8 protein-coding genes are annotated in these 16,266 nt (G+C 51.5%); 5 read left to right on the top strand and 3 right to left on the bottom strand.

Annotated features, from left to right (window positions below):
• The first annotated feature begins 281 nt into the window (after positions 1–281).
• Positions 282–893 (top strand): Holliday junction branch migration protein RuvA, encoded by a 612-nt coding sequence (ruvA, locus tag WKT13_RS03790; protein ID WP_298618681.1) that lies wholly within the window; start codon positions 282–284, stop codon positions 891–893.
• Between the two features lie 170 nt (positions 894–1,063).
• Positions 1,064–8,497 (top strand): T9SS outer membrane translocon Sov/SprA, encoded by a 7,434-nt coding sequence (gene sov, locus WKT13_RS03785; RefSeq protein ID WP_445323578.1) that lies wholly within the window; start codon positions 1,064–1,066, stop codon positions 8,495–8,497.
• Positions 8,498–8,648: 151 nt separating this feature from the next.
• Here sov and nadB read toward each other — a convergent pair whose 3' ends face one another.
• Complete coding sequence (gene nadB / locus WKT13_RS03780) at positions 8,649–10,238, bottom strand: L-aspartate oxidase (RefSeq protein WP_298618677.1); 1,590 nt, start codon at positions 10,236–10,238, stop codon at positions 8,649–8,651.
• Between the two features lie 916 nt (positions 10,239–11,154).
• On the opposite strand from nadB, the gene WKT13_RS03775 reads away from it, so the two are divergent.
• The 3 genes from WKT13_RS03775 (at position 11,155) to WKT13_RS03765 (ending at position 14,112) form a co-directional block, all read left to right on the top strand.
• Positions 11,155–11,583, top strand: coding sequence for a PH domain-containing protein (locus WKT13_RS03775; protein WP_340322900.1), 429 nt, complete (start codon positions 11,155–11,157; stop codon positions 11,581–11,583).
• A gap of 90 nt (positions 11,584–11,673) precedes the next feature.
• Positions 11,674–12,930: a D-alanyl-D-alanine carboxypeptidase/D-alanyl-D-alanine endopeptidase gene (gene dacB / locus WKT13_RS03770; RefSeq protein ID WP_298618673.1), complete on the top strand. Its 1,257-nt coding sequence runs from the start codon at positions 11,674–11,676 to the stop codon at positions 12,928–12,930.
• A gap of 24 nt (positions 12,931–12,954) precedes the next feature.
• The gene (locus WKT13_RS03765; RefSeq protein ID WP_340322899.1) at positions 12,955–14,112 is read left to right on the top strand and encodes a mechanosensitive ion channel family protein; all 1,158 of its coding nucleotides are present in this window, start codon (positions 12,955–12,957) and stop codon (positions 14,110–14,112) included.
• A 904-nt stretch (positions 14,113–15,016) separates the two neighbouring features.
• Here WKT13_RS03765 and WKT13_RS03760 read toward each other — a convergent pair.
• Entirely contained in the window at positions 15,017–15,604 is a 588-nt protein-coding gene (locus tag WKT13_RS03760; protein ID WP_340322898.1) for a hypothetical protein, read from the bottom strand.
• Positions 15,605–15,616: 12 nt separating this feature from the next.
• A complete protein-coding gene (locus tag WKT13_RS03755) occupies positions 15,617–16,096 on the bottom strand; it encodes an RNA polymerase sigma factor (RefSeq protein WP_340322897.1) in 480 nt (159 codons plus the stop codon).
• Positions 16,097–16,266 lie beyond the last annotated feature (170 nt).

The raw sequence follows: 16,266 nt of genomic DNA, 5'->3' as shown, positions 1-16,266 counted from the left end.
TCAAGAAAAACTGTAAGTCCGCCTGCTGAGTTTTCTTTAAAAGCATGGAGATTTGGTGTGATGATAAACACGGGAAGGGTGTGCTGGCTTTGTGGTGTGCGGCGGACGGCAATATGTTAAAACTGCATTTTATGCACAGCTGTAACAATAAAACGCCGCTGCATACGTTAATATATTTGAATTAATGTGTTTTTCTGTCCGCACCGCGCGGCATTTTCCGCGTACAGGGCACATCACTCCGGATGCCGGACACGAATCAGGCATAACATAAGTAAAAGACAATGATAGAATACATAAAAGGCGAACTGACCGATCTGACACCCGCTCTGGCGGTGGTGGAGGCGGCCGGTGTGGGCTATGCTCTCAACATTTCGCTCAACACATACACAGCCATACAAGGCAAAAAGGAAGTGAAACTCTATGTGCACGAGGCTCTCGTGGCCGGCGGACGCGACGATTCGTTCACGCTCTACGGATTCGTATCGAAGCAGGAACGTGAGGTCTACCGGTTGCTCATCACCGTGTCGGGCGTAGGAGCCAACACCGCGCGCATGATACTTTCCACCATGTCGCCAGCTGAACTGAGCTCGGCCATATCCACAGGCAACGAAAGACTCATCAAAAGCGTGAAGGGCATCGGTCTGAAAACGGCACAGAGAATAATAGTGGACCTTCGCGACAAGATGCTGTCGCTGGGAATTGCGACGGAGGAGAAGTGCGATGCGGCGAGCGCTGTTGTCAACGTAGAGGTGAGAGACGAGGCCGTATCGGCACTCACCATGCTCGGATTCTCGCCCGCACCGTCGGCCAAGGTGGTTGTAGCCATACTGGAGGAAAATCCCGACATGCCTGTTGAACAAGTCGTTAAGTTGGCCTTGAAGCAGATAAAGTGAAAATAAGAAAAATCATATACGGACTGTTTCTTTCATTGTTTGCCGTAAGTCTGGCAAGCTATGCCCTCTCCGTACCTTATTATCAGGACCAGAACCCGCGGAGGAGAAACAACAACCAGCCCGCGCAACAGACCGAGAAGAAGGATACTCTGGCCATAAAGGCACAGCCGATAATAGACAACGAGGATTCCATTCCCGATTCGTTGCTCAACGCCAGATGGAAGATTCAGCGCACATTGCCCATCACCATCGATGACCTTGACCAGAATGCGGCCGACCTGAAACGTCCCGACAATCTGAAACAGGAGGTGGAATACAACGATTCGCTCGATCTTTACGTCATCGGTTCGAAGATGAGCGACTCCTACATCAACACGCCCATATACATGACGCCGGCCGAATATCGCAAGTGGAGCGAGAAAAAGGCCATGCAAAGATATTTCCGCGAGAAGAACGACGAGATATATCAGGCTAAGGGAAAGGAGAAGTTTGATTTCACGGACATGCACTTCGAACTCGGACCGGCCGAAAAGATATTCGGCCCGGGAGGCGTGCGCATCAAGACGCAGGGTACGGCCGAGCTTAAGTTCGGTGCCACGCTGAAGAGCATAGACAACCCTTCGCTGCCTATACGCAACCGTAAGACCACGACCATCGACTTCGATGAGAAGATAAACCTCAACGTGAACGGTAAGGTGGGCGATAAGGTCAACATGAACCTTAACTATAATACCGACGCCACATTCGACTTCGACTCGCAGAACCTCAAGCTCAAATACGACGGCAAGGAAGACGAGATTATAAAACTCGTTGAGGCCGGTAACATATCGTTTCCGTCCAATTCGTCGCTCGTGAAGGGCGCTTCGTCGCTCTTCGGTATACGCACCGACCTGCAGTTCGGCAAACTCAAGCTGCAGCTCGTGGGCTCGCAGAAGAAGTCGTCCACCACAAGTGTGTCGTCGAAGGGCGGCGCGCAGCTCACACCTTTCGAGATAGACGTGGCCAATTATGAGGAAAACCGCCACTTCTTCCTTTCTCAGTATTTCCGCGACAAGTATGATGCCGGCATGCAGACACTGCCTACCGTGGCTACGGGTATCAACATCAACCGTGTGGAAATATGGGTTACCAACAAGACGGGAACCACAACCAACACCCGAAACATCATCGCTTTGACCGACCTCGGTGAGAATGCAAAGATATCCAATCCGCTGTGGGCGCCGATGGGACAGAACGTTCCGTCGAACAATGCCAACTCGGAGTATTCGTCGATGGTCAATCAGTATGCTGCGGCACGCGACATTGATCAGACCTCTACGGTGCTCGACGGTATATCGGGATTTGTAGGTGGCGTCGATTATGAGAAACTCGAGAGTGCAAGACTGCTCAATTCGTCTGAATATACAGTCAATTCCGCACTCGGATACATCTCGCTCAAAACCACCATTCAGACCGACCAGGTGCTCGCCGTGGCCTATGAGTACACTTATGGTGGCGTGACCTATCAGGTGGGTGAGTTTGCGTCGGACATCACCGACGTCAATCAGGCACTCTTCGTGAAGTCGTTGAAGAACACGAGCAACAATCCGCAGCAGGGCAACTGGGATTTGATGATGAAGAACGTTTACTATCTTGCTTCGTCTGTGGAGAAGGACAAGTTCCGTCTCGATGTCAAGTTCCAGAGCGATACTACGGGAGTTTATCTGACTTATATACCCGAACCGCAGGTCAAGGACCAGACCATCATAAAAGTGCTCGGTGCCGACCGCCTCGACAACAACATGAAGACAAACCCTAACGGTTACTTCGACTATGTGGACGGATACACCGTGAGCGACGGCCGCGTGTTCTTCCCGAAGGCCGAACCGTTCGGAAGCTACATGTACAATTATCTTGTCGGCAAGGGCGTGGCAGCTGCACAGGCTTCCAAGTATGCCTTTACCGAACTGTACGACTCGACAAAGACTGTCGCCAAACAGATAGCCGAGAAGAACAAGTACATGCTTATGGGACAGTTCCGCGGTACGCTTGCCAATGTCATATCGCTCGGAGCGGTGAACATTCCGCAGGGGTCTGTCGTCGTGACGGCCGGTGGAGTGGTGCTGACCGAAGGCTCCGACTATACCGTGGATTACAATCTCGGTGAGGTGACCATTCTCAATCAGAGCATTATCGACGCCGGAACATCTGTCAATGTTTCGCTTGAGAGCAACACGGAATATGCACAGCAGCGCAAGACAATGTTCGGTGTGAACTGGGAGTACGACTTTTCAAAGGACTTCCAGATAAGTGGTACGCTCCAGCATCTGTCCGAACAGGCGCTCACAACGAAGGTGGCGATGGGATCGGAACCGCTCAACAACACCATATGGGGACTCAACCTGAACTGGAAAAAGGAAAGTCAGTGGCTGACAAACCTGCTTGACAAGATACCGTTCCTGCAACTCACGCAGCCTTCAAACATATCTTTCACGGGTGAATTTGCGCAACTCATTGCCGGACAAAGCCGTGGTACGCAGGACAACGCGTCCTATCTCGATGACTTCGAGAATACCAAGAGTGCCATAGACGTGAGCACTCCGACATCGTGGCTCATATCGAGTGTGCCGACAATGTTCCCGGAATACAGTGACAAAACAACTCTCCGAAGCGGTTATAACCGTTCGCTTCTGGCATGGTACACCATTGACCCGCTGTTCACTAGGCGCAGTTCGTCGCTCACACCGGGCCATATCAAGGGCGACCTGGAGCAGTTGTCCAACCATTATGTGCGCGAAGTGCCGGTGAGAGAGCTTTATCCAAACCGCGACCAGAGCTCATACAGTGGAGCTACTTCCACACTGAGTATTCTCAACCTGGCATATTATCCTAACGAACGTGGTCCTTACAACTTCAGCACCGACCTTGCCTATGACGGAACATTGAACAATCCGACAAAGCATTGGGGCGGTATGATGCGTAAACTCGATACAAATGACTTCGAGACTGCCAATGTTGAATATATTGAATTCTGGATGCTCGATCCGTTCATTTATACTTCGCGCGACGGTACGGCGTCTGATTATGGCGGCGATTTCTACATCAACCTCGGCGAAGTGAGTGAGGATATCCTCCGCGACGGCAAGAAATTCTACGAAAGCGGAATGCCTGTTGACGGTTCAAACAGCTTCATCACCACTCAGTGGGGAAAGGTTCCGACGCAGGCTACAGTGACTTATGCCTTTGCGACAACTTCGGGTGCACGTGCGCTTCAGGATGTCGGATTCAATGGTCTTAACGATGAGGAGGAGCGCAACTTTGAAGCTTATCAGGAGTTCCTCACTTCTATACAGGGTAAGGTCAATCCTGTTGTGTTCGATTCTATATGGAACGACCCGGCCAATGACAACTACCATTACTTCCGCGGCCGCGATTACGACCAGATGGAAGCATCTATCCTGCGCCGCTACAAATATATAAACAATCCGCAGGGCAACTCTCCCGACAGTGAGTCGCGCGACGAAAGCTACGATACGTCATACAAGACGATGCCTGATGTGGAGGACATCAACCAGGACTATACGCTCAACGAATATGAGAAATACTTCCAGTATCGCGTCTCTATAAGGCCGGAAGATCTTGTTGTCGGCCGTAACTTCATTGTGGACAAGCGCATCGCGTCTCCCAAACTGCGCAACGGCAAGACGGAGGATGTGACGTGGTATCTGTTCCGCATACCTCTGACAGACTATGAGGAGCGTGTCGGTTCGATATCAGATTTCACGAGCATACGTTTCATGCGTATGTTCATGACAGGTTTCAAGCATCCTATTATTCTGCGATTCGGTTCTCTCGACCTTGTGCGTGGCGAATGGAGAGTTTACGACCAGAACCTCGACAACTCGGCATCGCAGCAGGGTAAGATTTCCGTGAGTGCCGTTAACATCGAGGAGAACAATGACAAGACACCGGTGAACTATGTGCTTCCGCCGGGCATAACACGTGGTCAGGACCCGACACAGCCACAGCTTGTGGAAGACAACGAGCAGTCGCTCGCACTCACTGTGACCGATCTGGGCAGTGGCGAATCGAAGGCCGTGTATAAGAATACAACATTGGATCTGCGCCAATACAAGCGTCTGCAGATGTTTGTGCACGCCAATATGATGGAACCCAACGTTACTAACCTTAAGGACGACCAGCTGGCTGTGTTCATTCGCCTCGGAAGCGATTATAAGAGCAATTATTACGAATACGAGATACCGTTGAAACTTACGCCTAACGGCAATAATTACGACAAGTATTCGCGTGCCGATTGCGAAGCCGTATGGCCCGAAGAGAATATGCTTGACATTCCGCTCAACGTGTTCACCGCCTTGAAAAAGGAACGCAATAAGGCCAAGTCGGAAGGACGGGCATCGTACAGTCGTGTGTTCAGTGCATACGATGAGGATAAGCCTGCAAACAAGATCAGCGTCATGGGTAATCCTACTTTGGGTGAGGTTAAGACCATGATAATCGGTGTGCGCAATAATTCCGGCGAGATAAAGAGCGGTGAAATATGGGTCAACGAACTTCGTCTGAGAGAATATAACAACGAAGGCGGATGGGCTGCACAGGGCAATCTGAATGTGCAGTTGTCCGATCTTGGTTCGGTGAACGTTCAGGGACGCTATATCAGTGATGGTTTCGGAGGACTTGAGGACGGTGTGGCACAGCGCTCAACCGATGATTACAAGACCTACAGCATCACTGCTAACATTGAGCTTGGTAAGTTCTTCCCGGAGAAAGCAAAGGTAAGTGCGCCGTTGTATTATTCTATAACGAAAGAGTTTACACGTCCGAGATACAATCCGCTTGATACGGATATGGAACTTGACGATGCGCTTGAAGCACTAAACAAGCACGAGCGCGACTCGGTGGAAAGCATCGCTGTGACAAAGACAACGAGCACCAACTTCTCTCTTTCCAACGTAAGAGTGGGCATACAGAACAAACGTCACCCAATGCCTTACGATCCGGCGAACTTCTCTTTGACCTATAGCCACAGCCACAACTTCTCGAGTGGTGAGACAACGGTTTACGAAAAAGAAGACAACTGGCGCGGAGCCATGAACTATTCGTGGACACCTGTGTACAAGCCTTTCGAACCTTTCAAGAAGATGAAGAACAAGAGCAAGTGGCTGGATATTCTCCGTCGCTTCGGGTTGAACTGGTTGCCGCAGAACGTCGGATTCAATACTGAGATAACGCGCAGCTACTACGAGTTGCAGGAACGCGACATGGAGAGCATGGGCGACTCCGAACTTCCGCTCACGTTCAGCCAGCAATTCCTCTGGAACCGAGACTTCACGCTGCGCTGGGACCTTACGAAGAACCTGCACATGAACTTCCAGAGTGCGACGCACGCCGAGATAGAAGAACCTTATACACCGGTTAACAAGGAATTGTATCCAGACCGTTATTCGGCGTGGAAAGACTCCGTGTGGACGAGTATCAAGAATCTTGGAACACCGTTGGACTACAACCAGTCGTTCGCCTTGTCCTACCAGTTGCCGCTCAACCTCATTCCGGCTTTCGACTGGGTGAATTCTGACGCCAGCTACAACGCGACATACAACTGGGTAAGAGGTACTGAGCTTGAGGACGGAACATCGCTCGGCAACACTATTTCGAACAACAGAACGCTCAATCTCAACGGAACGTTCAATATGGAGAAACTCTACAACCATATACCTTTCCTGAAGAAAGCCAACGAAAGGTTCAATAAGGAACCGGCGCGTACGGCAAACAACACCCGCAACAAGAACAAGAAAAAGGACGACGACAAGTCGAAGAAAGACGCAGACGGCAAGACCGCCGATGGAAAGGACGACAAGGCAGCCCAGCTCAAGAAGCAGTTGCCTAAGAACAAACGCAGTTTCGAGAGTGAGGTGGTGCTGCGTCCCGACAGCGTGATGAAACTCACGCACGGCAAGAAGACCAAGCGCATCATTGTGTCTGCAAAGACAGCCGACGGTAAAGTGTTCGATCTGAAGTACAAACGCATCGACGAGAACAGCATAAAGATAACAAGTAAGGTTGACTCGCTCACCAAAGTGAAAGTCACCGTTACGCCGAAGGAACCGCTTGAGGACAAAGGTTGGTACCGCACCATGCAGAGTGTGGCACGCGTTATGATGATGGTGCGCAGTGTGGGTATATCCTACCGCAACCAGTACTCGATGTCGCTGCCGGGTTTTATGCCTATGATTGGCGACGCGTTCGGCCAGACACGTCGTGTGGGAGCCATGTCTCCGGGTCTCGATTTTGCGTTCGGTGTTATCGACGACTCATACATCGACAAGGCCCGCGACAAAGGATGGCTGCTCATGAACGACTCCGTGGCCACACCAGCCACCACTAACAAGACCGAAGACCTGCAGTTGCGCGCTACGCTCGAACCGATAAAGAATTTGAAGATAGACCTCAATGCCAACCGCACCATGACAACTGCCAAGAGCATACAATATATGTATGAGGGCAATCCGACCACACAGAGCGGAACCTTCTCGATGACAACCCTGTCGCTGGGAAGTGCGTTCGAAGGTTCTGGCAATGCAAACAACGGCTATCATTCTTCCACTTTCGAGAAGTTCTGCAAGTCACTCGACGGTTTCCGTCAGCGGGTTGAGGCACGCTATGCCAACGCCGTTTATCCGGACGGAACACCGCTTGCCGGCCAGAAATTCGATCCGGCGAACGGCGGAGTGAACAAGTATAGCTCCGATGTGATGATTCCTGCCTTCCTCTCGGCATACACCAGCATGGGCGGTTCATCGCTCGACATATTCCCGTCGCTTGCCCGTCTGTTGCCCAACTGGTCGGTACGCTACAGCGGACTAACGCGTCTGCCGTGGTTCCGCGACGTATTCAAGAGCGTCAACATCAACCATGCATACAAGAGTATCTACGCCGTCGGTTCATACAGTTCGTACAGCACCTTCATGGAATATATGAACGGACTGGGCTTCGTGACCGATGCCACCACAGGAAACCCGATTCCGAGCTCTATGTACAACGTGTCAACGGTGAGCATCAACGAGTCGTTCTCACCGCTGCTTGGTATAGATGTTACGTTTGAGAACAATCTTACGGCAAAGCTTGAATACCGTACCACCCGTGTGCTCAGTCTCAGTATGACGAGTGTACAGATAAACGAGGCCACCAGTAACGACTGGGTGCTCGGTATGGGATATACCATCAACAACTTCAATCTATTCGGAGGACGCAACCACCGGCTTGTGAAGAACAAGGGAAAGAAGTCCGACGATGATCAGAAGACAACCACCCAAGCCACCGCCCGTACCACTTCGGGTACCAACAATGACTTGCGTCTGCGTCTCGATCTGAGCTATCGCAAGCAGGCATCCATAAGCCGCGACATCGCATCCATGACCAGTGCGGCAAGCAGTGGTAACAATGCCTTCAAACTGTCGTTCTCTGCCGAGTACACGTTGTCGAAGCTCATATCCATGAGTTTCTACTATGATTGCCAGACAAACACTCCTCTGCTCGCCAGCAGCAGCTATCCTACGACCACACAGGACTTCGGCCTGAGCCTGAAATTCTCGCTCACCCGATAGGTCGTGAACTGATATTTGGTCTGTACGATACGCGCTGAGGCATTTTGTTGGAGGTGTTATCTCCGGCCGGAATATATGAAAAAATAAAACCGGACACGTTTCTGAGAGCGTGTCCGGTTTTCCTTTTTATGTGTGTTAGAGTGTTTCCTGTTTATTTCTTGTCGTAGGCATGGAGCGGATAGTCGGTTGTGAAGTGTAGTCCGCGGCACTCCTTGCGCTCTATGGCCTGGCGTGTTATGAGGTAGCCCACGTTTATCATGTTGCGCAGTTCGCATATGTCGCGGCTCGCTTTCACACGTTTGAACAAAGCCTCAGTCTCTTCGTAGAGCAGGTCCAGACGGTCCCACGCTCTCTTGAGTCGCAGGTCGCTGCGCACGATGCCTACGTAATTGCTCATTATCTCGCCCACTTCCTTCACGCTCTGTGTTATGAGTACCTTCTCCTCGTTGGTCATTGTGCCCTCGTCGTTCCACTCCGGCACCTTGTCGTTGAAGTCATATTCATCCACATGAGCCAGCGAGTGGCGTGCCGCAGCGTCGGCATATACCACGGCTTCTATGAGCGAGTTGCTCGCCAGACGGTTTCCTCCGTGCAGTCCTGTGCACGAACATTCGCCTATGGCATACAGTCTGTCAATGCTCGACTGTCCGTTCAGGTCAACCTTTATGCCTCCGCACATGTAGTGGGCTGCCGGTCGCACGGGTATGTAGTCGGTGGTTATGTCGATGCCTATCGACTTACATTTCATGTAGATGTTTGGGAAGTGACGTTTAGTCTCCTCCGCGTTCTTGTGCGTCACGTCCAGACACACATGGTCCAGACCGTGTATCTTCATCTCCTTGTCGATGGCTCTGGCCACGATATCGCGTGGAGCCAGCGAGAGACGTTTGTCATATTTCTCCATGAACGACGAACCGTCAGGCAGGCGCAATATGCCGCCGTATCCGCGCATGGCCTCGGTTATGAGGAATGCCGGATGCGTTTCGCCCGGATGATAAAGTGCTGTTGGGTGGAACTGTACGAACTCCATGTCCTTCACAGTGCCTTTGGCTCTGTACACCATTGCCTCACCGTCGCCCGTGGCTATTATCGGGTTGGTGGTTGTCTGGTACACAGCGCCGCATCCGCCGGTGCACATCACGGTCACCTTACTCAGATATGTGTCCACCTTCTGTGTGTCGGGGTTAAGCACGTAGGCACCGTAGCAGTTGATGTATGGTGTGCGGCGTGTCACGCGTGCACCCAGATGGTGCTGTGTGATTATCTCTACCGCAAAATGGTTTTCCTTTATCTCTATGTCGGGATTGGCTCTCACTGCGGCCATCAGTCCACGTTGTATCTCGGCTCCTGTGTCGTCGGAGTGGTGCAGTATTCTGAACTCCGAGTGTCCGCCTTCGCGGTGCAGATCGAATGTTCCGTCGTCCCCGCGGTCGAAGTTCACACCCCAGCTCACGAGTTCTTTTATCTGCGCAGGCGCATTTCTCACCACCTGCTCCACAGCCGCGCGGTCGCTTATGTAGTCGCCGGCAATCATTGTGTCCTCTATGTGTTTTTCGAAGTTGTCCACTTCAAGGTTGGTGACAGAGGCCACTCCTCCCTGTGCGAACGAAGTGTTGGCTTCGTCGAGCGTGGTCTTGCATATCATGCACACCTTGCCCTTCTTGGCTCGGGCCACTTTCAGGGCGTAGCTCATACCGGCCACTCCCGAACCGATAATCAGAAAATCGTATTTGAAAACCATGTTCTTTTGTTTTGAATGTTATGCAAAAATACATAAAATAATCGAAGTGTGTCCACTTCGCAGGGCATAAATTGACATATTGTCACTTACAAATTGACACATGTTCAGAGCGCTGTGTCGGAAGCGTCGGGAGACGTGTATGTGACTGTGTTAACAAAGTTTATACTATGCTTCGTCGGGCTTTAACACTTGCGGTATTGTGAGACAGTTTTCCGACGAAGCTCTGCACCGCCCGGAACGGCCCCGGAGCGTCCTCCGTAGTATCGTTTTCCTGCCGATGGACTGCGGTAAAGCCTGTTCCGTATATTGATAAAGCTTATTTCATGCCTCAATAAAGCCTATTCCGTGCCTCGATTATGCCTTTTTCATGTCCTAATAAAGCCTTTTTCGGGGCATGAAACGTACCGTTCCGCAACGCGATATTGGCTGTTTTGCAGACTGACGTGCGGGAGTGTATGAAATGATGTGTGTACAACAGTTTTACAAAAAGTGTTTTTTGGTGATATGTCTGAAACTTCTGAATCTCGAGTAAAATAAAAGAACGGTGTACAAGACTTTAAAAACAGCATCTTATTTCATGACGGTTTTAACATTTTCAATCCGTTTTTCTGCTAATAAAGTATAAAATAACGCCGTCCGTCGGACTCATTTACGTTTTATGGCATTTTGTTGTTGCAGAGGGGCTTGTGGCTTTTCGTCTGTCTGAATAATTATTTATAACTTTGCATCCGGAAAAGTTGTACCCGCGTGTGTGGGGACGGCCGCCGTCTTTCCGTGCGTTTTCCGCAGTGTGCGGTGCGTGCGGTTGTGGTGTTGTGTGCCGGGTGCGCCGTTGCCGTTTCCCCAATCCTATCGTGCCGGGTGAGCTTGCGGCATGTCCGCCCGATGCGGCGTGTCTGTGACTATTGATAATTTTATGGACAGGATATTTCACAAACGTGTCGGTGTCCGCGACTTTGTCGTGGTGGCGGTGTTTGCCATTGTCGGACTCTGGGCGCTCATGCACCGCAATGTTCAGTCGGGCCTTGTAGGTCTGGCTATGATGATGCTGGCCGCGCTCACGGTGGAGCGTGCCGTTCACACCATCTATACGCTCACCTCAGACGGCCGTCTGCTGATAGACTGCGGACGTTTTGCACGCCGCCGCGAGGTGTCTCTGACCGACATACGCAGCGTGTATCGTGTGGAGGGACGTCTGTTGCTCAGGTCGTATGTTGCAGTGGAGTGTGTCTCGGGAAGCGTGATTGCAGTGCAGCCCGGCAATGAAGAAGGATTTGTGAAAGAACTGCGCCGCCGCATGGAATCCGCACGGCAGTCCTCCGTCCAAGATGCCGCTTTGGACTGACTACGCTGCGTGGAAGACGCGATGGACGTAATGCCGGTTGTGCAGGACGTGCCTGTCATGATACATAAAAGACCTTACCTAAAAAAGAAAATGAAACGACTGTTATATCTGCTTCTCATTCCGGTGTTGTTTCTCACACCGGCTCATGCTCAGGAAATAGTAGACGACGATGACGAGTACGCGTCAGGCGCCGCCGACACCATACGCACCGACACCGCGTCGGCCGTCATACCGTCGCTGCCCTGGCCGCAGTCGGTGCAGCAATCGCTGACATCGCTGCTCGACGCACGTATGTTCGAGACCTCTCAGGTGGGCATTATGGTGTATGATCTCGATGACGATTCGGTCATATTCCGTCACAACGAACATCAGCGTCTGCGCCCCGCATCGACCATGAAGCTCATCACTGCCATCACCGCCATCGACAAGCTGGGCGGCAGCTATCAGTTCAAGACCGAGCTGTGCTATACAGGTCAGGTGGCCGACGGTGTGCTGCGCGGCAATGTATATTGTGTGGGCGGATTCGATCCGCGGTTCAATTCCGACGACCTCCGCGCCTTTGTGGAGAGCATCCACAAAATGGGCGTTGACACCATACGCGGCAATCTCTATGCCGACAAGACCATGAAGGACACCGCACGCCTTGGAAAGGGCTGGTGCTGGGACGACGACAATCCCGTGCTCTCGCCGTTACTCATAAGCCGCAAGGACAACTTCATGACGCGTTTTGCCGAGGAACTGCGCGAGTATGGCATCGTGGTGGAGGGCACAGTGTCGGAGGCCATGAAGCCGGGCGACGCTTTCTGCATCTGCCGGCGCTTCCATACAATGGACCAGATACTCATGAACATGATGAAGGAGAGCGACAATCTGTATGCCGAATCGATGTTCTATCAGCTCGCGGCCAGCACCGGCAACCATCCGGCCACGGCCCGCAGTGCACGCATGGTGATAAACAGGCTCATAGAGAAAGTTGGTCTTGACGCCTCGCAGTATTCCATTGCCGACGGCTCGGGGCTGTCGCTCTACAATTATGTGACGGCCGAGCTGGAGATAAAACTGCTGCGCTACGCATTCAAGAACAATAACATATATCTGCACTTGCATCCTTCGCTGCCGCAGGCAGGCGTTGACGGCACGCTCAAGAACCGCATGCACGGACCGTTCACACGTGGCAACGTGTATGCAAAGACCGGTTCTCTGACGGGTGTGAGCAGCCTTGCCGGCTACTGCACGGCGCCCAACGGCCACCGTCTGGCCTTTGCCATAATAAATCAGGGAGTGAGACACAGCCGCGATGCGCGCGCTTTTCAGGACCGTGTGTGCCAGACGTTGTGCCAGCCCTGACGACATAACATCCAGTAAAGAACTATGTACGACATTGTCATTCAGACCGAACATCTTTTCGCACAGACCGGATTGTCCGGCGAGATGCTCACGTTCGTAAGCCGCATGGCCCTGGCCCTGCTTGTGCTTGGAGCCGCGTGTGTCATCTATCTTCTGTGTCACAGATTCATAGTGCCGCTCATGGTGCGCATAGCGGAGAAGACCGTGGTGGAGTGGGACGACATTCTGCTCAACGAAGCAACGCTCCGTGCCGCCTCACATATAATTCCCGGACTGTTCGTGTGGATGTTTCTGCCCGATGTGTTTGCCGTCTACCGTTCCGTGCCGGAGATTCTTTCGCGCGCCACAGCCTTCTATGTGGTGCTCATGTCGATGCGTCTCGGCATAGCCTTCATCGATTCGTTCAAGGGTTTCGAGGGCGAGCGGCGCACAGCCCTGCAACAGTATTTCCATACCTTCTGCGGTGTGCTGAAGATAGGAGTTATCTTCATTTCGGTCATAGTGATGCTGGCCGTGGCTATAGGACGCAGTCCGCTGACGCTCCTTGCCGGTCTCGGTGCCACGTCGGCCATACTCATGCTCGTGTTCAAGGACACCATAACGGGCCTTGTGGCGGGCGTGCGCCTCACGAGCAACGACATGTTGCACAAGGGCGACTGGATAACAGTGCCCAAGACTGAGGTTAACGGCATAGTGGAAGACATAACGCTCACAACGGTGAAGGTGCGCAACTTCGACAACACCATACTCACCGTCTCGCCGCTGACGCTTGTAGACGGTTCGTTCCAGAACTGGATGTCGATGCGCAACGGAGGCGGACGAAGGGTGAAACGCATGGTGTATTTCGACTTCCGCAGCGTACGCCTGGCCGACGACCATATGAAACAGAGGCTGGCGCATAAGTACGGCATGAGGGAGACGGAGATGAAGGGCGAAGTTGTCAACATGACGCTCTTCCGCCGATATGTGGAACGCTGGATAGCCGGGCGCGACGATGTGAACAGCGATATGATGTTCTTCGTGCGCCAGCTCGAGGCCACAAGCACCGGTCTGCCCATGGAGTTCTACTTCTTTCTGAAGCAGAAGGACTGGAAACCTTATGAGCACCATCTCGCCGAAATAATGGAATACATCTACGCCATTGTGGACGATTTCGGCCTGAAGATATATCAGCGCCTCTGAGCCGCGGCTCCAATCACGGACGGGCAGGGGGTCGGCGTAAATTCAACGGAGACAGTTCGCAATAGAAAACAGCGGTATCAATACCTTATAGGCTGTGTTGCCCTCTGTTGAAGGAAAACAATATGGGCCGCTTTCAGATTTTCAGTATCCTGCGGTTTTTCCGTCTGAGTTTTCAGTTCTACCCCAAAAATCCAGCGAGTATTTGCGCGCAGACTTTCCTTCGGACGCAAATACGCGAGAAATGAGAGCCGTGTACAAACTGTTGTATTCCAATGACTTACATTCGGGATTGATTTTTCCGTCACACGAAATGCACCGTTTCAGCATGTGATATGGCCCGTTTCATGGCCTCAAACGCACCATAACACACCCTAAAACAGGCAAAACCAGACCCTGAAACGGGCATAATCGGAATGTCGGATTAATGATTCCGGATTACACTTCAGGATATATGGTAATGCGGTACGGCCTGAACCGGCCTTTATAAGCCGTGATTTAACATTTCTTTACATCTCTTTCGCGAATTTATTTTGTCAAAAAAAAGTCAAGAAAATCTGTAAGTACGCCGCCCGGGTTTTCTTGAAAAATGCCTGCATTATGCGTGAACAGACACGCGGGAGATATGTGCACTTCTTGTGGTGTGTATTTACCGGCGGTGGCAGCGTCTGTTTGTTGTTATCTCAGCAGACGTTCCGCCACTGCTCATAACCCCCTGCGTTGTCCGGAACTTTTGCTTAATTCCGTGTTTATTCATGAATAAAACCGGTCTCAACGGAATTTCAGCAGAATCTGTGATATAGTTCCACGACGTACAGGCTACAATAAAACACCGGCCCGCAGCGACGTTGGTGTAGTGCTGCGGGCCGGTGGTGTCTTGTCTCTTGCTACATTGTGGTAGTTGCTGTCAGTCGAGTTTCTCACCTGTCAGGTCTTCTATCTGCCGAATACATTCCTTCAGCTCGCGCCGTCTTTTCATGTATATGATCGCTGCTATGACTCCTCCAAAGACTGCGCCAAAGCCGCACCCACGATAGAATGGAATGCTGTAGGGTAATTCGGGAGTCACTTCGAGATACATCCATGTAAGAAGTATCACCGAGATAGGGATGCTTATGCGAAGCCATCTGGCTTGAAGGCGTTTCAGACGTATCAGTCTGCGGCCCGTATCCACAAGCCTGTCGGTGCCTACAGTCTTGTTGTTCAGTCCGCGTTCCGCATATAATGTGTATGCCATCGCCGCAATCATATACAGTCCGAAAACAAAAGCGAAGACCATCGACATGCTAAATTCTGTTACGAGCACATATATAAGGAATGGTATGAAAATCAGAGTGAAAACCAATGACAACATACGTTCACGTGTCAGTTTTCTGACAGTCTTCTTTATTATGGAGCGCAGCAGCTTCTCGCTCACTATCTGCTCCTTGTCGAGCTTCTCCTTGAGCAGCGCCACCTGTGCGCGCATCATTTCCAGTTCGTTGTTGTTTTCCATCTTCTTGCAGTTTTAGTTGTTGGACATTTGTTTTAGTTCCTGGCGTATGCGGAACAGTCTCACCGACACATTCTTGGCCGTGATGCCCACTATGTCGCCTATTTCCTCGTAGCTGATATTCTCGAGCCACAGCAGCACTATGGCGCGGTCGAATGGTTTGAGGCGATGGATGCGGTCGCGCAGCATGCGTATCTGCCGCGTGTCGTCGTCGTTGTCCTCATACAGGTTGGCCTCCATTGCCAGCCTCACAGTGGGTTTCCGCTTGCGTTTCCTGTCGTTGCTTATGCACGTGTTCAGGCTCACACGCCATATCCATGTGGACATATCGCTCGACTGTCTGAACTGTCCGAGTCCGTTCCATACGTTCAGCAGCACTTCCTGAAACATGTCGTCGGCGTCTTCGGCGTTGTCGGCGAACATGTAGCACACGGTGTATATGGTGCTTTTGTGCTGCCTGACTATACGTTCGAATTCTTTTTCTGATACTTCCATTTGGTTATATTTGAACATTACTGCAAGTTAGACGCAAAGGTAACACAAAAAACTACATCGATTGAGAATTATTTTCAGTATTGTCGCAAAGTTTCTGTTTCTGACGGCACATTGTCATGTCGCAGGGCCGTTTTTTTGTCGCGGGGCTGGGAGAAACCATATTTTATCCG

The organism is Prevotella sp. HCN-7019, assembly GCF_037890215.1.
Classification (GTDB): Bacteria; Bacteroidota; Bacteroidia; order Bacteroidales; family Bacteroidaceae; genus Prevotella.
The sequence above is the reverse complement of the archived record's forward strand: the minus strand, read 5'-3'. Positions and strand labels throughout refer to the sequence as shown.